The organism is Mycobacterium sp. KBS0706 (assembly GCF_005938675.2).
Taxonomy (GTDB): Bacteria; Pseudomonadota; Alphaproteobacteria; order DSM-16000; family Inquilinaceae; genus Inquilinus.
In genome coordinates this window covers 1-17043 of record NZ_VCCH02000128.1, presented here as the reverse complement: position 1 = coordinate 17043, position 17043 = coordinate 1, and the positions used below count along the sequence as shown (strand labels likewise).

The following is a 17043-nucleotide window of genomic DNA, read 5'->3' as shown; positions in this document are numbered from 1 at the left end:
TAAGAGCCTCGCGTAGCAGATCGGACGTAGAACCTATGGAGGTGACGGGCGGTCAGGCGAGCCACGGCCAGCCTGGACCGCGGCTGTGCGCGGCGCTCCGGCAATCTCGCGGTCGGGACGAAGACACGGCTCTCGGTCGAACAAGGACAATGGCTTGGAGCTCGCCATGCCTTAACCGCTACACCCCTCTCTGCCCTCTTGACTTCTCGACCCCCATGTAAGGTTGGGCTGCGGGATGTTGGGTTCTCGATGCGAACTCAACCTACGGGAGCTAGCCGATGACCTCGCGCAGCGCCTGGACCACGCGTTCGACATCGCCGTCCTGCATGGCGGGGAACAGCGGCAGCGACAGGCAGCTTGCGTAGAAGGATTCGGCGCCGGGCAGCGGGCGGCGGCCGTAGATGTCCTCGTAATAGGGCTGTCGGTTGACCGGGATGTAGTGCACCTGGGTGCCGATGCCCTTGGCGTGCAGGGCGCGCACCACCTGGCCGCGGGTCTGGCCGATCGCGGCGAAGTCGATCAGCACCTCGTAGAGATGCAGCACCGGGTCGCAGCCCGGGGCCCTGGCGATCGGCCGCAGCACGGGGGCCAGGGGCGCCAGCGCTTCGTCGTATCGCGCCGCCAGGGCCCGGCGCCGGGCCTTGAACCAATCCAGCTTGCGCAGCTGGCTGATGCCGAGCGCCGCCTGGATGTCGGTCAGCCGGTAGTTGAAGCCGATCTCCTGCATCTCGTAGTACCAGGGATTCACCCCGGCCTGGGCAGGGTCGACCGCCAGCTCGGTGTTGACGAAGGCGTCGGGGTCCCGGGTCATGCCATGCGAGCGCTGCCGGGCCAGCTTCCGCTGCAGCTCCGGATCGGCCGAGGTGACCATGCCGCCTTCGCCCAGCGCGATGGTCTTGACCGGGTGGAAGGAGAAGCAGGCGAGGTCGGAATGGGCGCAGGTGCCGACCTGGACCCGGCCTTCCGCCGTCTCGTATTCGGTGCCCAGGGCGTGGCAGGCGTCCTCGATCACGAAAGCGCCGTGCCGGCGGGCGATCTCCGCGATCGGCGCCAGGGCCGCGGTCTGGCCGGCCAGATGCACCGGCAGCACGGCGCGGAACCGACCCTCCGGATGGATCTGCGGGATCCGGGCGATCGCCGTCTCCAGGTCCTCCGGCCGCATCAGCCCGGTCTCCGGGTCGACATCGGCGAAGACCACATCGGCGCCGACGAAGCGGGCGCAGTTGGCGGTGGCCAGGAAGGTCACCGCCGGGACGACACAGACATCACCAGGCCCGAGGCCCAGCGCCAGTGTCGCCAGGTGCAGCGCCGCGGTGCCGTTCGAGCAGGCGGCGGCGAAGGGCGCGCCGGTGGCGGAGCAGAAGGCGCGCTCGAACTCCCCGACCGTCGGGCCGGTGGTCAGGTAGTCGGCCTGCAGCGCCTGGGCGACGGCGTCGATGTCGTCCTGGTCGATATACTGGCGGCCATAGGGCAGGAAGGTCACGGTGATCGCCTCCGAACCGCGGGCCGTCAGTTCGCGTGCCGCTCCAGGATCTCCAAGAGCTCGCGGTCGTCCAGCCATTCGGTGTTGTTGTCGCTGCCGTAGCTGAAGCGGTCCGCGACCTGCTTGCCGCCGCCTTGCTCGAGGAAGGAGGCGCGGGTGTATTCGCCGAATTGCGGCTCGATCACATAGCGGTCGGCCAGCTCCACGGTCGCATGCGCGTCGTCGACCGCGATCATCGCCTCGTGCAGCTTCTCGCCCGGCCGGATGCCGACGATGCGGTGCGGCAGCTCCGGCGCCAGGGCGCGGGCCATCTCGGTGATCTTCATGCTCGGGATCTTCGGTACGAAGATCTCGCCGCCGCGCATGATCTCGAAGTTCGACAGCACGAAGTTCACGCCCTGCTGCAGCGTGATCCAGAACCGGGTCATGCGATCATCGGTGATCGGCAGGGAGTCCGCCTTCTGCTCCAGCAGCTGGCGGAAGAACGGCACGACGCTGCCGCGCGACCCGACGACGTTGCCGTAGCGGACCACGGCGAAGCGGGTGCCGATGTCGCCCGACAGGTTGTTGGCGGCGACGAAGGTCTTGTCCGAGGCCAGCTTGGTGGCGCCGTACAGGTTCACCGGATTGCACGCCTTGTCGGTCGACAGGGCGATGACCTTCTTGACCCGGTTCTGCAGCGCCGCCCAGACCACGTTCTCGGCGCCCATGATGTTGGTGTGGATGCACTCCGACGGGTTGTGCTCCGCCGCCGGGACCTGCTTCAGCGCCGCCGCATGGATGATGTAGTCGACACCGCGGGTGGCCAGCGCCAGCCGCTCGCGGTCGCGCACGTCGCCGATGAAGAAGCGCATGCAGGAATGGATCTCGGCGGGGTAGGCGGCCCGCACGGCGTTCTGCATGTCGTACTGCTTCAGCTCGTCGCGCGAGAAGATGATCAGCTTCCGCGGGCGATAGCGCTGCAGGATGGTGGAGACGAATTTGCGACCGAAGGAACCGGTGCCGCCCGTGACGAAAAGGACCTTGCCGTTCAGATCCACGAGATTGTCATCAAAACTACGGTACATGAATCACCAGCGCTGTTGAAACGGACGGACAGCCGAAACCTTCGGAAGACCGGCCCCAAAACCGCGCGGCCCCCCCAACGCGAACGCTTCAGCCTATAACCCGCGCAGATGCCAATTTGCAATGCAACCCTCGTGTGGCGACACACGCGCGGAAAGGGCTATCGGCCCCTTTGCCGCCGGTCGCTGGATTGCATCTCGCAAGTTACCAATGGTAATTCTGAGGCCGAGGCTGACCGGTTCGGCCGAGGAGTGCGGATCAGCAGATGAGCCCAGCCCCTGCGAAAAAGCTGCCCAGGGCGGAGCGGCGCGACCAGTTGCTCGACACCGCGCTCGGGATCGTGCGCGAGGAAGGGACGGATGCGCTGACCCTAGGCCATGTCGCTGAGCGCGCCGGCGTCAGCAAGCCGATCGCCTATGAGCATTTCGGCACCCGCTCCGGCCTGCTCATCGCCCTGTACGAGCGCATCGACGACCGTCAGGTGGCGGCGCTGCTGCAGGCCCTGAAGCGCACGCCGCGGCGGCTCGAGGATGTCGCCCGGGTGATGAGCGATGCCTACATAACCTGCTATCTCACCGTCGGGCCGGAGGCGCATGCGATCACGGCCGCGCTGAGCGGCGACGGGGAGATGGAGGCGTTCCACCAGCGGCTGCTGGACCGCTATGTCGACTTCTACCGGGACGCGCTGGCGCCGTATGCAAGCCTCTCGCCGGACGCGCTGCAGCTCCGTTGCGTCGGCCTCATCGGCGCGGCGGAGGCGATCTCGCGCGACATGCTGCGCGGCCGGATGGACGCGGCCAGGGCCACGGAGGCCCTGGCCGCGCTGATCGTCGGCGGGCTGGGGAAGAGCTAGGCCTCACTCGCCGCGGCGGTCGGCCCCAAGCAGGCGGATCGAGCTGGCCTGCGGCCCCATCGGGCCTTCGCCGGTGGCCAGGGTCAGATGCACCATCACCCCGGTCGTCAGCTCGTCGAAGCGGCCGTCGACCACGGCGTTGCGGGTGAAGTACAGGCTGCCGGCCTGCTTCGTCTCGACGAAGCCGTAGTTCTGATCAGGGAACAGGCGGATGATCGTGCCGGTCTCGCCGGCCGCCTCATGCGCCTTGACCTCGCCCTGGATGATGCGGGCGGCTTCGTCCAGCTGGCGCTCGACAACATCGAAGCTGCGGTTGACGACCGCGGCGTGGTCGCGGGGGTTGCGACGCTCCTCCATGTCCTTGACCACGATCATGGGCTTGCCCGGGATCTCGGCCTCGACCGAAATGCCGAGCGGCGGCCGCGCGCCCTGAGCGCTGCGATGAGGGGCCTCGATCACCACGCGGCAGCCGATCAGATGGGGATAGAGGCGGTCGAGCCGGCCGACGCGGTCGCGCACCATCGCCTTCATCGCCTCCGATCCTTCGATGTTCTTGAACGAGAGCTGTAACGGCTTCTGCATGGGTCGGGCCTCCATCGCATTCGTCGGTCCGAGGGGCTGTTGCCCTCGCTTTGCGAACCGCTTTGGATGGCCGGAAGTTCCACTGCCGCGACCGGATGCGCAGGGGGGCGGTCAGGCCGCTGTCGGCCAGCGCCAGGCGATAGTGAAGCAGGCCGCCGCCGCCAGGCCGGTCGCCGTGCGCACATGGTTCCAGGCGGTCCAGGTCGACAGGTAGCGGGCCCAGACGGCGGCCCCTTCGGTGCTGGCCGGGTCGACCGCCGCCAGGGCGTTGTTCAGCGGCACATTGCCCGTCATCGTCACCACGATGTTGCCTACGACGTAGAGCACGGCCCCGGCCAGCACCAGGGTGGGATGGGAGCCGGACAAGCCGAGCAGGGCCCCGGCGGCGACGACGAGGCACAGCACCGCCGTGCCCATGAAGGCGGCCATGAACAGCGGGTTGATCACCACGATGTTGATCGACTGCATGGCGGCGATACCCTGCGGCGCCGGCAGGCGGGCCAGGGCGCCCATCACGAAGGTCGAGAAGGCGAAGAAGATGCCGCCGACGAGGCCGGAGCCCAGCGCCGACAGCAAGACCAGGACCGACATCAGGCGCTCGCCCATCTCAGCTCTCCATCGTCAGGGGCAGGGGGCGGCTCAGCCGGCCCAGACGCCGGATGCGGCCGTGTCGCGCGCATAATCGGCGAAGTCCTTCGGCACGCGGCCCAGCGCGCGCTGAACGCCGTTAGCCAGAGAGGCGTTGCGGCCATCCAGCACCGTGGTGAACAAATACAGCAGCAGCTCGGTGACCTCGGCCGGGGAGCCTTGCTCCGCCAGCGCCGCCGCGAAATCCTCCGCCGGCACCCGGGTGTAGCGGACCGGGCGGCCGGTGGCGCGAGCGATCTCGGCGGTCGCCTCGGCGAAGGTCAGCAGCCGCGGGCCGGTGACCTCGTAGATCTGGCCGACATGGCCGTCCTCGGTCAGCGCCGCGACCACGACGTCGGCGATGTCGCCGGCGTCGATGAAGGGCTCGCCGATCTCGTCGGCCGGCAGCACGATCTCGCCTGCCAGCACGCCCTCCAGCAGCACGCTTTCGCTGAAGTTCTGGCTGAACCAGCTGGCCCGCACGATGGTCCAGTCGGCGCCGGAGGCCTGCAGCACCTGCTCGGCCCGCTGCGCCTCCTCCTCGCCGCGGCCGGACAGCAGCACCAGCCGGCGGACACCCTGCGCCAGGGCCTGGCCGACCAGGGCGCGGACGGCCTCGGGCGCTCCCGGCGCGGCCAGGTCCGGGTAATAGGTGATGTAGACGGCGCCGGCGCCATCCAGCGCCGCGGCCCAGCCGGATGGATCCTCCCAGTCGAAGGCGGGGTTGGCGGAGCGGGAGCCGATCCGGATCGGAATGCCGCGCGCTGCCAGGCGCTCGGCGACGCGGCGCCCGGTCTTGCCGGTGCCGCCGACGACCAGGACCAGTTTGCGCTCTTGCATCGAACTCGCCGACGGCGCCATGATCCTCTCCCAATGTGAGTGTTTGTCATATTTGTAAATGTGATAATCACTCATATTCTTGGCGTCAAGAGGATTTGCGAGGACCGTCATGGCCAGCTCCGCCGACACCCCGGCCGCCGATCCAGCGGGCCCGCTGCGCCGGGCGCCGAGCCAGCGCCGCAGCCGCGAGCGGGTAGAGCGGATCCTGGCGGTGGCGACGGGGCTGATCGCGGCGCAGGGCAGCGACGCGCTGCGCATGGCCGAGGTGGCGGCGAAGGCCGGCATCTCGATCGGTTCGCTGTACCAGTACTTCCCGGACAAGGCGGCGATCATCCGCACCCTGGCCGAGCGCATCAACGCCGAGGGGCGGGCCTGCATCGAGGAGGGCTTGCGGGACGTGCGCGATGCCGCCGGGCTGCGCGACGCCTTCGGGCGGCTGATCGACACCTATTATGGGCTGTTCCTGGCCGAGCCGGTGATGCGCGACATCTGGTCGGGCCTGCAGGCCGACAAGGGGCTGCGTGAGATCGACCTGGAGGACAGCCGGATCAACGGCCGGGTCCTCGCCGGGGTGCTGGCCCGGATCGAGCCCGGGGCGGACCCGGCCGTGCAGTTCAGCCGCGCCTTCCTGGTGATGCAACTGGGCGAGGCGACGATGCGGCTGGCCATCTCGGTCGGCCGCGAGGAGGGCGACGCGCTGGTCGAGACCTACAAGCGCATGGCACTGCGGGAGCTGGCGGGGAAGGGCTGACGACTTCAGGGAGGTGGTGCGGGCGGTCGGGGTCGAACCGACACTCTGTCACCAGAACTGGATTTTGAGTCCAGCGCGTCTGCCAATTCCGCCACGCCCGCGCGGGGCAGCATCATAAGGGGCGGCGGACTCCCGTCAACGAAATTGCGCAGCTTTCAGCCCTGGGCGCCGGCGGTCGGCAGGGCCAGGCCGGTCTTCACCGCGTCGAACACGAAATGGGTGTCGAAGCGCTTGATGTTCGGGTCGGTCATGAACAGGCGGTCGACGGCCTCGCGGCAGGCCCGCATGCCGGTGACGGCGAGGATCACCAGATAGTCCCGGCTGCCGGCCAGGTCGTAGCATTGCTGCACCTCCGGCGCCGCCCGCATGCGGTCCTTGAAGGCGCGGTGCAGGGCGACCGATTCCTGCTCCAGCATCACGAACACCGCGGCCAGCACCACGCCGTCGAGGCGGCCGGGGTCGAGCACCGCGATCTGCCGCAGCAGCAGGCCGTCGGCGCGGTAGCGGGCGATCCGGCGCTGCACCGCGCTGGGCGACAGGCCGACCGTGTCGCCGAGCTCCTCCAGCGTCCGACCGCTGTCGGCCTGCAGCAGCGCCAGCAGCTTGTGATCGAGCCGGTCGAGAACGGGGGCGGATTTGGTGCTCACGCAAGAATTTTGCGCGCTGGCGCATGAGATTTCAACAACAGTCGAGGCGCCGGCGACTAGAGTCCCCAGCAGCTCAACCGGGAGACGATCCATGGACGCGCAGCCGCCGATCACGCCGCAGCAGATACTCGCCGCCCGGGCCGCGATCGACCCCGTCTTCCTCGATTCGCCGGCGATGTCGCATGGCGCGCTGGACGAGGCGCTGGGCTGCGCCTGCCTGCTGAAGGTCGAGACGCTGAACCCGATCCGCTCCTTCAAGGGGCGCGGCACCGAGGCGGTGGTCGCGGCGCTGGCCCCGAGGCCGGACGCGGTGGTCGCCACCTCCAGCGGCAATTTCGGCCAGGGGCTGGCGCGGGCGGCTGCCGGGCGCGGCATCGCCGCCACCATCCTGGCGCCGGCCTGGGCCAACCCGCTGAAGCTCGAGGCGATGCGCCGGCTCGGCGCCACGGTGCGGCTGGCCGAGCCGGATGAAGGGGCAGGCAAGGACCTGGCCCGGCGGATCGCCGCGGAGACCGGGGCGCTGTTCGTCGAGGATGGCGGCCATCCGGTGATCTCCGCCGGCGCCGGCACGATCGCGCAGGAGCTCACCGGCCACGACCTCGACGACGTGATCGTGCAGATCGGCGACGGGGCGCTGGCGACCGGCATCGGCTCCTGGTTCAAGGCGCAGGCGCCGGAGGTCAGGATCGTCGGTGTGGTGGCGCGCGGCGCGCCGGCCATGGCGCAATCCTTCGCCGCCGGGCGGGCGATCGACACGCCAGGCACCGATACCATCGCCGATGGCATGGCGATCAGCCGCCCGGTGCCCTCGGCCGTGGCGCAGCTGCGGGCCTGCGTCGACGAGATCCTGCTGGTCGATGACGGCGCCATTCTCGACGCAGCCCGGCTGTTGTTGCGCACCGCCGGGGTGATGGCGGAACCCTCCGGCGCTGCCGGCCTGGCCGCGGTGCTGACGAATCGCGACCGCTTCGCCGGCCGCAGGGTGGCGACCGTGATCACCGGCAGCAATCTCGACGCGACGTTCCAGGCCCGGCTGCTGGGCGGCTGATCGCGACATTTGGGCGCTAGGCGACGCAACAGGCGCACGGCATGATCCGCGCCATGTTGCGCCGCCTCGACCTCCTCTCCTGGCTCACGGCCGCCCTCGGCGTCGTCGTGCTGGGCACCGTGCTCGCCTCCCAGTATCTCGGCGGGCTGCAGCCCTGCGAGCTCTGCCTCTACCAGCGCTGGCCCTGGGGGGGGGCGATCGTGCTCGGGCTGCTGGCGGCGGTGATTCGCCCGGCGCGCCGCGTCCTGGTGCTGCTCGCCGGCCTGGTGATTCTGCTCGGCGGGCTGCTGGCGGCCTATCACGCCGGGGTCGAATATGGCTGGTGGCCGGGCTTCACCGCCTGCACAAGCGCCATCTCCCTCGGCACCGGCGATGTCAGCTCCTTGCGCGACCAGCTGCTGAACGCGCCGGTGGTGCGCTGCGACGTGCCGGGCTTCGTCCTGTTCGGCATCTCGATGGCGGGGTATAACGCCATCCTGTCGGTGGTCGCGGGGCTGGTCCTCCTGATCGCCGGCCTGCGTTCGGCCCGGCATGTTTGACATGCCGGATTGCAAAGTGTTCAGAGGGACGAGGGCCGCATGACCGTCTCCCGCCGCCGAGCCCTGCCGGGCGACCTGCCCCGGCGCGAGCGAATCGCCCGGATGATCCGGGTCGACCATGCCGGCGAATACGGCGCCAAGCGGATCTATGAGGGCCAGCTCGCGGTGCTCGGCCGCGGCCCCAAGGGGCCGGTGATCGAGCATATGGCGGAGCAGGAGCGGGAGCATCTCGACACCTTCGACCGGCTGGTGGCGGAGCGCGGTGTCCGCCCGACCCTGCTGCACCCGCTGTGGCATGTCGGCGCCTTCGCCATGGGCGCCGCCACGGCGCTGCTGGGCGACCGCGCGGCGATGGCCTGCACGGTGGCGGTCGAGGAGGTGATCGACGACCACTATTCCCGCCAAGCCGAGGCGCTGGGCGAGGACGAGCCGGAGCTGAAGGACGTGATCGAGCGCTTCCGGGCGGAGGAGCTGGAGCATCGCGCCATCGGCCTCGAGCACGAGGCCGAGCAGGCGCCGGGCTACCGCCTGCTCTCCGGCGCGGTGAAGGCGGCGACGCGCACCGCGATCTGGCTGTCGGAACGGGTGTGAGCGCGATGCGCCTTTCGCTTCTCGCCGCCGCGGCGGCGCTGCTGGCGGCGGCCGGCGCCCGGGCCGAGGATGTCGGCTGCGTCAACACCGCCTTCAAGCTGATCGGCCCGGACCACAAGGTCTGCGTCGAGGCCTTCACCGACCCCGACATCCCGGGCGTGGCCTGCTACCTCAGCCAGGCCCGCACCGGCGGCGTCTCCGGCTGGCTCGGCCTGGCCGAGGACCCGTCGCGCTTCGCGCTGGCCTGCCGCCAGGTCGGACCGATCACCCTGCCGGACCGCATCGACCGGCAGAAGGAGGTGTTCGACAGCGCGACGTCGATCCTGTTCAAGGAGACGCAGGTGGTGCGGATGTACGACCGGCCGCGCAACACGCTGGTCTACCTGTCCTACTCGACCAAGCTGGTCGACGGCTCGCCGATGAACAGCGTCGCCGCGGTGCCGGTAATGCCGTGGGGGCAGTAGGGCAGGGGAGATCCGAGCCGGGGCTCAGTGCTCCAGCTCGGTGTCCCAGTACAGGAAGTCGCGCCAGCTCTGGTGCAGAAAATTGGGCGGAAACGCCCGCCCGTTTTCCTGCAGCTCATAGGTCGTCGGCTGTTGCGGCGGCGTCAGCGGGTGCATGCCGCAATGGCTGGGCATCTGGTGCCCCTTGCGCAGGTTGCAGACCGAGCACGCCGCGACCACGTTGGTCCAGCTGGTGCGCCCGCCACGGGCCCGCGGCACGACGTGGTCGAAGGTCAGCTCCTGCGACGGGAAGCGCTCACCGCAATACTGGCAGCTGAAGCGGTCGCGCAGGAACACGTTGAACCGGGTGAAGGCCGGCCGCCGCGCCGTCGGGATATACTCCTTCAGCGAGATCACGCTTGGCAGCCGCATCTCGAAGGACGGGCTGCGCACCACGCGGTCGTATTCGGCGATGATGTTCACCCGGTCGAGGAAGACCGCCTTGATCGCTTCGTACCAGGGCCACAGGGACAGCGGGAAGTAGCTCAACGGACGGAAGTCTGCGTTGAGGACGAGAGCCGGGCAGTTGTCGGGTGGGGGAGACACCATCCCACTCCTTCGCCTTCATCTCTGTCCGCGGACCCTCCGCGGATGGCCATGGGTATACGGAGAAACCCACTTGACCGCAATATCCTGCGCCGAAACCCCAGGAAATGTCACGATCTCGTCACGCTGCTCCGGCCTGCGGCAGATGCCGGTGCAGCATGGCCAGGCCGGCGGCCAGCCCCTCCGGATCGATGCCGTGGCCCAGGCCGGGGCGGGCCAGGGTCTCGACATCGACCCCGGCGGCCTGCAGCGCCTGGGACGCCACGGCCATGGCGCCGAAAGGCACCACCGGGTCGTCCTCGCCATGCACCAGCAGCACCGGCGGGCGGGAGCGGATGTCGCGGGCCAGGGTCGGGGCGCCCAGCAGCGCGCCAGAATAGCCGATCACCGCGGCGCAGGGACGCGGCCGGCGCAGGGCGGTGTAGAGCGAGGTCATGGTGCCCTGGCTGAAGCCGACCAGCGCAAGGTCGGAATCGGTCAGGCCGCGTTCAGCCAGCGCCTGGTCGAGGAAGCCGTTCAGGACCGGCAGCGTGGCCTGCAGCCCGGCCTCCATCACCGAGGGCGTCCGGTCCTGCAGGCTGAACCACTGGCGGCCGTAGGGCGCCATGTCGCAAGGCTCAGGCCCGTCCGGCGACAGGAACTCGGCCTCGGGCAGGTGCCGGGCCCAATGCGGCGCCAGGCCGATCAGGTCCTGGCCGTCGGCACCGACGCCGTGCAGCAGCACGATCAGGGCCTTGGGCGCGCGGCCGCTGGCCGGGGCGAGGCGGGGGCCGGAGAGAAGGCGGCCAGAAGAGGGGCGAGTTGTATCCATGCGCCATCTCTCCCGGCGCTGCCGTCTCTTGTCAACCGCGGCCAGGTTTCCTTAGAGCTGTCTCAGCCATGACCGTCGTGACCCGCTTCGCCCCCAGCCCGACCGGCTTCCTGCATCTCGGCCACGCCCATTCGGCGCTCGCCGGCTGGCGCCGCGCGCGCCAGGCGGGCGGGCGCTTCCTGCTGCGGATCGAGGATATCGACCAGGGCCGCTGCCGGCCGGAGTTCGAGGCGGCGATCCTGGAGGATCTGGCCTGGCTCGGCCTCGACTGGGACGGGCCGGTGCGGCGCCAGTCGGACCATTGGGACGACGACCGCGCCGCCCTGTCGGTGCTGGAAGGGCAGGGGCTGATCTATCCCTGCTTCTGCACCCGGCGCGAGATCCAGGCCGAGATCGCGGCGATGCAGAGCGCGCCGCATGGCCCGGCGGACACGCCGGACGGCTCGCCGTTCTATCCCGGCACCTGCCGCCGTCTGGCGCCGCAGGAGCGCGCCGACCGCCTGGCCGAGGGCCGGCCCTATGCGCTCAGGCTCGACATGGCCGAGGCGATGCGGCGCGCCGGGTCGCTGGGCTGGACCGACGAACTGGCCGGCGAGCAGGCGGCGCGGCCGGAGCGGCAGGGCGATGTCGTGCTGGCGCGCAAGGAGACGCCGACCAGCTATCACCTCGCGGTGACGGTCGATGACGAGATCCAGGGCGTCACCGTGGTCACCCGCGGCCGCGACCTGTTCGAGGCCACGCATGTCCACCGGCTGCTGCAGGCGCTGCTCGGGTACCGGGTGCCGGTCTGGCGGCACCATGCGTTGCTGACCGATTCGGCCGGCAAGCGTCTGGCCAAGCGCAGCGACGCGGCGTCGATCCGCGCCTATCGGGCGGAGGGCAGGTCTGCGGCGGAGGTGCGGGCGCTGGCGGGATTTCCGGATTAGCATCGGCCGCGGAATCCACCGACTCCGGAGCCGAGATGACCGCCGCACCGACTGTCCGCTTCGCCCGCCCCACCGACTTCGATCAGTGGCTGCCGTTGTGGGACGGCTACAACGAGTTCTACGGCCGCGTCGGCGAGACCGCGCTGCCGGCGGAGATCACGCGGGCCACCTGGGCGCGCTTCTTCGACGCCTATGAGCCGGTGCACGCGCTGGTGGCCGAGGCCGATGGCAGGCTGCTCGGCCTGACCCACTACCTGTTCCACCGCAGCACCACCATGCTGGGCCCGACCTGCTATCTGCAGGACCTGTTCACCAGCGCGGCGGCTCGGGGCCGGGGCATCGGCAAGGCACTGATCGAGGGGGTGTACGCGCAGGCCAGGGCGGCCGGCGTCAGCCGCGTCTACTGGCAGACGCATGAGACCAACCAGACCGCGATGCGGCTGTACGACCAGGTGGCCGACCGCTCCGGATTCGTCGTCTATCGCGGGCGGCTGTGACGCCTATTTGTCGAGGATCTTCTCGCGTTGCTCTTCGTACTCGTCCTGGGTGATCGCGCCCTGGCGGTAGGCGTTGTCCAGGTCGATCAGCTCCTGCCCCGTCGTCGCCCCGGCGCGGCCGGGCGGCGGCGTATGACTGCTGCCGCCGCAGGCGGCGATCGGAAGAGCCAGTCCGAGGGCGAGGGCGAACGGCAGGATTCGCATGGGATCTCCAGGGTCGGCGATGGCTGTTGAACGCCATCCTGCAGTGTTTGTTCCGGTCAGTCGGCACCCTGGCCGGAGGGTGGATCCGTAGGCTCGCGCAGACCGCGGCACAGCGCCAGATAATCCGGCTCCTCCGGCCCCACGATCCCGCGCCGGATCGCCAGGTCGATGATGACCAGGGCGACGTTGAACTTGAAGTCGTCGGTATCGCGCACCCGCTCCAGCACCTCCGCCAGCGGCCGGCTCTCGAAGCTCTCGACCTCGCCGTCGGTGTTGCGCGGCGCGAAGCCGGGCGCCAGCGCCAGGTCGTAGACGAACAGCGTGTCGCGGCGCAGCCCCTCGGCCGTCTCCATCATGTAGGTGATGGCGCTGGCCGGCACCGCCTGTCGCGCCAGCTCCGGCGGGATCCCGGCTTCCTCGGCGCATTCCTTGACCACGTTCTCGGCCAGGCTCAGCCCGGCCGGCTGGCCGCCGGCGACGATGTTGTCGAGCTTGCCGGGCGCCAGCGCCCGGTCGGCCGCGCGTTTCGCGACCCACAGCAGCGGGCCGTCCGTCGCCTCGACCACGCCGTTGAGATGGATGCCGAAGGACTTGATGCCCAGCGCCACGGCGGCGCCGCGGTCGACCGTGGCCAGCGGCGGCGCGCCCCATTCGGCCAGCACCGGATAGCGCTCGTTCCGTCGCTTGTGCACCAGCCCGGCCTCGATCAGCCGGTCGGTGATCTCCTCCAGCGCTTCGGCCCGTGCCTCCGGCCCGGCCAGGTGCTCGTCCAGCCGCCAGCCGCTGCCGTCCGGCCGCAGCGGCCCCGGCCGCCGGTCGAGCAGATCGGCCACGGGCGGGGTCACCCAGCCGGCGACGGTGCCGCCGATCCGCCAGGGGCGCAGCCGGGCGGGGTCATGGGCGGTGCAGGTGCGGATTCGGTCGAGCAGGCTCATGGCTTTGGTCTAGTCCATGTCGGGTGCCTGGGAAACCGCGATCCTGTAGCCGGGGCAGGTCATGCGTGCAACCGGCGGCAGGAAGGCTTACCTTGGCGCGACTTCGGCCATGGCAGCGACGGCCGGTTCGAGGATGGAGGAGTTGCGGGTGCGGCAGTTGGGGATCGGTCGGATCGCGACGACAGGCGGGGCGGCGGCGCTGTTGCTGCTGGCCCTGGCCGGGCCGGCCGCGGCGGCGGTCGATCTCGGCAACCTGTCGGCCGACGACATGCGGGCGCTGCAGCGCATCCTCGAGACCGAGCGGACCAACTCCGCGAAGCGCCTGCCCTCGGGCATGTCCGTCACCGTGATCAAGACCCAGACCTCGCCGCGCGTCTGCCGCGTCTTCCGCATCGGTCGCCAGGGCCAGGAAGGCCAGGCGGTGGGCTGCCGCATCGGTGCCCAGCGCTGGGCGCTGAACGCCTCGATCGACGCGGCGCAGGCCGCGCCGGTCGACCCGTCGCCGGAGCAGCCGATGGTGCGGCCGAAGGTGGTGGCCCAGTCGCGGCCGGTCCAGAATTCCGAAGATGAAGGTGTCGAGGAGGCCGGGGCGACGCCCGCGCCGGCGGCCCCGGCGCGCAGCGCGGCGCCGCCGCCCGTGACCGATGCCGGCAGGGCTCCGCCGGCCGAAACTCAGGTGGCGGCGCTGCCGCGGGCGCCGTTCCAGGGCCCCAAGCCCCTGGCGCGACCGGATGCCCCCGACGCGGAACCGGCGGCCGCCGGGCCGACCCAGGCGCCAATCCCACGCGCCAGGCCCGGTGCCGGCAGCCCGGCGCCCGCCGCGACGGCCTCGCCACAGCCCGCTGCGCCTCCCGTGGTCGAGATCGATCCCAGCCTCCGGGTGCTGACGTCGCCGCCGGCGGTGCCCCCGCCGCTGCCGCGCCCGGGTCCGACCCAGCCCGGCGCGGTCGCCGCGGCGCCGGCCGAGCCGACACCCGCCGCCGCGCCCGTGGCGCAGGCTCCACCCGCGGCACCGGCGCAGGCCGCTTCGCCCGCCCCGAATCCCGTGGCGGCAGCGCCCGCGCCGAAGGAGCCGGAATCGCTGATCAACGTGCCGCCTGCCGCCTTTGCCCAGACCCCGGCGGTGGAGGCGCTGCTGCCTCGGACAGACGCCGCGGCGACGATGCCGGCGCCCTTCGCCGTGCCGCCGCCGCGGTCCCGGCCGGTCGTGGCCGCGGCCCGTCCGAACCAGGGCGTTGCGCCGCCCGCGACCCGGCCGCGGCCGGCCGGTGCGACGGACGTGCCGGTGCCGCGGCGCCGTCCAGGCTGAGCCCGCAGGCGTGACAGTTCCGCGCAATCGCTCTGGGCGGCGCCCCGGACGCGCCCTATAGTCTCTGTATGAGCATCGTGTTTCTCGTCCTGGCCGTGATCTGCATGCTTGGCGTGGTGGCGTCGCTGGCCACCGGCGTCTTCGGCATGGCGCAGAACGGGCCGTTCAACCGGAAATGGGGCAACAAGCTGATGCAGGCCCGCATCGGCTTCCAGGCCCTGGCCATCCTGTTCTTCGTGCTGGCCCTGTGGACGGCCTGAGCGCCCCGGACAGGCCATGGTCTCGCTGACCCGGATCTACACCCGCGGCGGCGACGCCGGGCAGACCTCGCTGGTCGGCGGCCGGCGGGTGGCCAAGCACGACCTGCGGGTCGAGGCCTATGGCACGGTGGATGAGGCCAATGCCGTGATCGGCCTGGCCCGGCTGCACACCGAAGGCGAAGCCGACGCCATGCTCGGCCGGATCCAGAACGACCTGTTCGACCTCGGCGCCGATCTGGCGGCGCCGGAGGAGCCTGATCCGAAATGCCCGCCGCTGCGGGTCACGGCGGCGCAGGTGGAGCGGCTGGAGCGCGAGATCGACGCCATGAACGCGTCGCTGGCGCCGCTGAACAGCTTCGTGCTGCCGGGCGGCAGCGCCTCCTCGGCCCATCTGCACCACGCCCGCACCGTGGTGCGGCGGGCGGAGCGGCTGGTTTCGGCCCTGATGACAACGGAAGCGGTCAACCCCGAGGCGCTGAAATACGCCAACCGGCTGTCCGACCATCTGTTCGTCCTGGGCCGCCGGATGAACGACGACGGCAAGGAGGATGTCCTCTGGGTCCCGGGAGCGCATCGGTGAGCCCATTTGCCCAGCGCTTGGGCAAGATGCTTGCGCGGGCGGCAGTCGCGTTGACAAGCTCTGTCGGACATCACTATCGTTCGACCTCTTTGCTGCACCGCACCAATGCGGGCGGCCGGCGGGACAGGGACGTTCGGAGCGGAACCCAGGCATGATCCAGACGATCGGCGTCATCGGCGCAGGGCAAATGGGCAGCGGCATCGCCCAGGTCGGCGCCCAGAGCGGCTTTACCATCCGGCTCCTGGACACCGATCCGAAGGCCCTGGAGCGGGCGCGGGAGTCGATCGAAGGCCATGTCGACCGGCTGATCGGCCGCGGCAAGCTGACCGCCGAGGAGAAGCCGACGGTGCTGGCCCGGATCCACACCGCCGCCGAGTACCAGTCGTTCAAGGATTGCGACCTGGTGATCGAGGCGGCGACCGAGAGCGAGCCGATCAAGCGCGAGATCTTCAAGCAGCTGGTGCCGCATCTGAACGAGCGGGCGATGGTGGCGACCAACACCAGCTCGATCTCGATCACCCGCCTCGCGGCCACGACCGACCGGCCCGAGCGCTTCATCGGCATGCATTTCATGAATCCCGTGCCGGTGATGAAGCTGGTCGAGATCATCCGCGGCATCGCCACCGACGACGCCACCTATGAGTCGATCCGCGACCTGGCGCTGAAGCTGGGCAAGACCCCGGCGGTGTCGGAGGATTTCCCGGCCTTCATCGTCAACCGCATCCTGCTGCCGATGATCAACGAGGCGGTCTACACCCTCTATGAGGGGGTCGGCTCGGTCGAGGCGATCGACACCTCGATGAAGCTCGGCGCCAACCACCCGATGGGCCCGCTGGAGCTGGCCGACTTCATCGGCCTCGACACCTGCCTGTCGATCATGAACGTGCTGTATGACGGCCTCGCCGACAGCAAGTACCGGCCCTGTCCGCTGCTGGTGAAATATGTCGAGGCCGGCTGGCTCGGCCGCAAGACCAAGCGCGGCTTCTACGACTATTCCAAGGACGTGCCGGTTCCGACGCGCTGATCCGGGAGGCTGCCGCCGGTCGCAAGCAAAGGCAGTCCCATCCCCTCGCGGGGAGGGAGGCCGGGCGGGCAGGTGATCGACACATCGCAGGGCTGCAGCGCTCAGCTGCTGTTCGGCTTCAGCTCCCAGGGCGGGCGGCTCAGCTTTTTGCAGGTTTCCAGGTCGTACCAGCCGGGCTCGGTGAAGCGCCAGTACCGGCCTGCGTCCGGCCCGTCCTCGGGCCAACCCGACGATCCAGAGTCATCGGCCTTCGCCGCGCAGCCGTCGGCGCCGGAATGGTCCGGGTCCAGCCAGTCCGGGTGCGGGCGGATGCCCAGGTCGCGGCAGAGATGGATGACGACCTCCTCGAGCGGATGGTCGAGAATCGCCAGCTCGGCGTCGAGATCCTCGTCCTCGATCAGCCGTTCCCACAGCTCGGCTGA

23 protein-coding genes and 1 tRNA gene are annotated in these 17043 nt (G+C 70.3%); 12 read left to right on the top strand and 12 right to left on the bottom strand.

Going from position 1 to position 17043, the window contains the following annotated elements:
* Positions 1 to 271: 271 nt before the first annotated feature.
* Positions 272 to 1483, bottom strand: coding sequence for a UDP-4-amino-4,6-dideoxy-N-acetyl-beta-L-altrosamine transaminase (gene pseC, locus FFK22_RS37350; protein ID WP_221939147.1), 1212 nt, complete (start codon positions 1481 to 1483; stop codon positions 272 to 274).
* Between the two features lie 26 nt (positions 1484 to 1509).
* On the bottom strand, positions 1510 to 2523 hold the full coding sequence (gene pseB, locus FFK22_RS37345) for a UDP-N-acetylglucosamine 4,6-dehydratase (inverting) (RefSeq protein WP_306770235.1): 1014 nt from the start codon (positions 2521 to 2523) through the stop codon (positions 1510 to 1512).
* A gap of 290 nt (positions 2524 to 2813) precedes the next feature.
* Here pseB and FFK22_RS37340 point away from each other — a divergent pair, with 290 nt between their 5' ends.
* Complete coding sequence (locus tag FFK22_RS37340; protein WP_138892987.1) at positions 2814 to 3401, top strand: TetR/AcrR family transcriptional regulator; 588 nt, start codon at positions 2814 to 2816, stop codon at positions 3399 to 3401.
* 3 nt (positions 3402 to 3404) lie between these two features.
* Here FFK22_RS37340 and FFK22_RS37335 read toward each other — a convergent pair whose 3' ends face one another.
* The 3 genes from FFK22_RS37335 to FFK22_RS37325 form a co-directional block, all read right to left on the bottom strand.
* Complete coding sequence (locus tag FFK22_RS37335; protein ID WP_186002876.1) at positions 3405 to 3983, bottom strand: HPF/RaiA family ribosome-associated protein; 579 nt, start codon at positions 3981 to 3983, stop codon at positions 3405 to 3407.
* 111 nt (positions 3984 to 4094) lie between these two features.
* Positions 4095 to 4589 (bottom strand): DUF1772 domain-containing protein, encoded by a 495-nt coding sequence (locus FFK22_RS37330; protein WP_138892989.1) that lies wholly within the window; start codon positions 4587 to 4589, stop codon positions 4095 to 4097.
* 33 nt (positions 4590 to 4622) lie between these two features.
* On the bottom strand, positions 4623 to 5450 hold the full coding sequence (locus tag FFK22_RS37325) for an NAD(P)H-binding protein (protein ID WP_138892990.1): 828 nt from the start codon (positions 5448 to 5450) through the stop codon (positions 4623 to 4625).
* Positions 5451 to 5559: 109 nt separating this feature from the next.
* Here FFK22_RS37325 and FFK22_RS37320 point away from each other — a divergent pair, with 109 nt between their 5' ends.
* Positions 5560 to 6201 (top strand): TetR/AcrR family transcriptional regulator, encoded by a 642-nt coding sequence (locus FFK22_RS37320; RefSeq protein ID WP_138892991.1) that lies wholly within the window; start codon positions 5560 to 5562, stop codon positions 6199 to 6201.
* Positions 6202 to 6215: 14 nt separating this feature from the next.
* Here FFK22_RS37320 and FFK22_RS37315 read toward each other — a convergent pair.
* Both FFK22_RS37315 and FFK22_RS37310 read right to left on the bottom strand, forming a co-directional pair.
* Positions 6216 to 6302, bottom strand: a tRNA-Leu gene (locus tag FFK22_RS37315).
* A gap of 54 nt (positions 6303 to 6356) precedes the next feature.
* Complete coding sequence (locus tag FFK22_RS37310) at positions 6357 to 6848, bottom strand: Lrp/AsnC family transcriptional regulator (RefSeq protein WP_221939146.1); 492 nt, start codon at positions 6846 to 6848, stop codon at positions 6357 to 6359.
* Positions 6849 to 6939: 91 nt separating this feature from the next.
* On the opposite strand from FFK22_RS37310, the gene FFK22_RS37305 reads away from it, so the two are divergent.
* Genes FFK22_RS37305 through FFK22_RS37290 form a run of 4 tightly spaced genes read left to right on the top strand, consistent with a single transcriptional unit; the run spans position 6940 to position 9490 of the window.
* A complete protein-coding gene (locus FFK22_RS37305; protein WP_138892993.1) occupies positions 6940 to 7896 on the top strand; it encodes a threonine/serine dehydratase in 957 nt (318 codons plus the stop codon).
* 41 nt (positions 7897 to 7937) lie between these two features.
* Entirely contained in the window at positions 7938 to 8435 is a 498-nt protein-coding gene (locus FFK22_RS37300; protein ID WP_138892994.1) for a disulfide bond formation protein B, read from the top strand.
* A 39-nt stretch (positions 8436 to 8474) separates the two neighbouring features.
* Positions 8475 to 9026 (top strand): demethoxyubiquinone hydroxylase family protein, encoded by a 552-nt coding sequence (locus FFK22_RS37295; RefSeq protein WP_138892995.1) that lies wholly within the window; start codon positions 8475 to 8477, stop codon positions 9024 to 9026.
* 5 nt (positions 9027 to 9031) lie between these two features.
* Positions 9032 to 9490, top strand: a complete 459-nt coding sequence (locus FFK22_RS37290) for a CreA family protein (RefSeq protein ID WP_138892996.1) — start codon at positions 9032 to 9034, stop codon at positions 9488 to 9490.
* 24 nt (positions 9491 to 9514) lie between these two features.
* Here FFK22_RS37290 and FFK22_RS37285 read toward each other — a convergent pair whose 3' ends face one another.
* Positions 9515 to 10078: an HNH endonuclease gene (locus tag FFK22_RS37285; protein WP_138892997.1), complete on the bottom strand. Its 564-nt coding sequence runs from the start codon at positions 10076 to 10078 to the stop codon at positions 9515 to 9517.
* 118 nt (positions 10079 to 10196) lie between these two features.
* The gene (locus FFK22_RS37280; protein WP_138892998.1) at positions 10197 to 10886 is read right to left on the bottom strand and encodes an alpha/beta hydrolase; all 690 of its coding nucleotides are present in this window, start codon (positions 10884 to 10886) and stop codon (positions 10197 to 10199) included.
* A gap of 68 nt (positions 10887 to 10954) precedes the next feature.
* Here FFK22_RS37280 and gluQRS point away from each other — a divergent pair, with 68 nt between their 5' ends.
* Positions 10955 to 11812, top strand: coding sequence for a tRNA glutamyl-Q(34) synthetase GluQRS (gene gluQRS / locus FFK22_RS37275; protein ID WP_138892999.1), 858 nt, complete (start codon positions 10955 to 10957; stop codon positions 11810 to 11812).
* Positions 11813 to 11847: 35 nt separating this feature from the next.
* Positions 11848 to 12309 (top strand): GNAT family N-acetyltransferase, encoded by a 462-nt coding sequence (locus FFK22_RS37270; protein ID WP_138893000.1) that lies wholly within the window; start codon positions 11848 to 11850, stop codon positions 12307 to 12309.
* A gap of 3 nt (positions 12310 to 12312) precedes the next feature.
* On the opposite strand, the gene FFK22_RS37265 is transcribed toward FFK22_RS37270, so the two are convergent.
* Both FFK22_RS37265 and FFK22_RS37260 read right to left on the bottom strand, forming a co-directional pair.
* On the bottom strand, positions 12313 to 12513 hold the full coding sequence (locus FFK22_RS37265) for an SHOCT domain-containing protein (protein ID WP_138893001.1): 201 nt from the start codon (positions 12511 to 12513) through the stop codon (positions 12313 to 12315).
* Between the two features lie 56 nt (positions 12514 to 12569).
* The gene (locus FFK22_RS37260) at positions 12570 to 13448 is read right to left on the bottom strand and encodes an NUDIX hydrolase family protein (protein WP_138893002.1); all 879 of its coding nucleotides are present in this window, start codon (positions 13446 to 13448) and stop codon (positions 12570 to 12572) included.
* Positions 13449 to 13557: 109 nt separating this feature from the next.
* Here FFK22_RS37260 and FFK22_RS37255 point away from each other — a divergent pair, with 109 nt between their 5' ends.
* The 4 genes from FFK22_RS37255 to FFK22_RS37240 all read left to right on the top strand — a co-directional run bounded on the left by FFK22_RS37255 (position 13558) and on the right by FFK22_RS37240 (position 16621).
* The gene (locus FFK22_RS37255) at positions 13558 to 14757 is read left to right on the top strand and encodes a hypothetical protein (protein ID WP_138893003.1); all 1200 of its coding nucleotides are present in this window, start codon (positions 13558 to 13560) and stop codon (positions 14755 to 14757) included.
* 68 nt (positions 14758 to 14825) lie between these two features.
* Positions 14826 to 15017, top strand: coding sequence for a twin transmembrane helix small protein (locus FFK22_RS37250; protein ID WP_138893004.1), 192 nt, complete (start codon positions 14826 to 14828; stop codon positions 15015 to 15017).
* 16 nt (positions 15018 to 15033) lie between these two features.
* Positions 15034 to 15597, top strand: a complete 564-nt coding sequence (locus FFK22_RS37245; protein WP_138893005.1) for a cob(I)yrinic acid a,c-diamide adenosyltransferase — start codon at positions 15034 to 15036, stop codon at positions 15595 to 15597.
* 151 nt (positions 15598 to 15748) lie between these two features.
* Positions 15749 to 16621 (top strand): 3-hydroxybutyryl-CoA dehydrogenase, encoded by an 873-nt coding sequence (locus FFK22_RS37240; RefSeq protein ID WP_138893006.1) that lies wholly within the window; start codon positions 15749 to 15751, stop codon positions 16619 to 16621.
* A gap of 101 nt (positions 16622 to 16722) precedes the next feature.
* On the opposite strand, the gene FFK22_RS43455 is transcribed toward FFK22_RS37240, so the two are convergent.
* The coding region (locus tag FFK22_RS43455; RefSeq protein WP_186002875.1) for a hypothetical protein at positions 16723 to 17043 on the bottom strand (321 nt) is incomplete at its 5' end.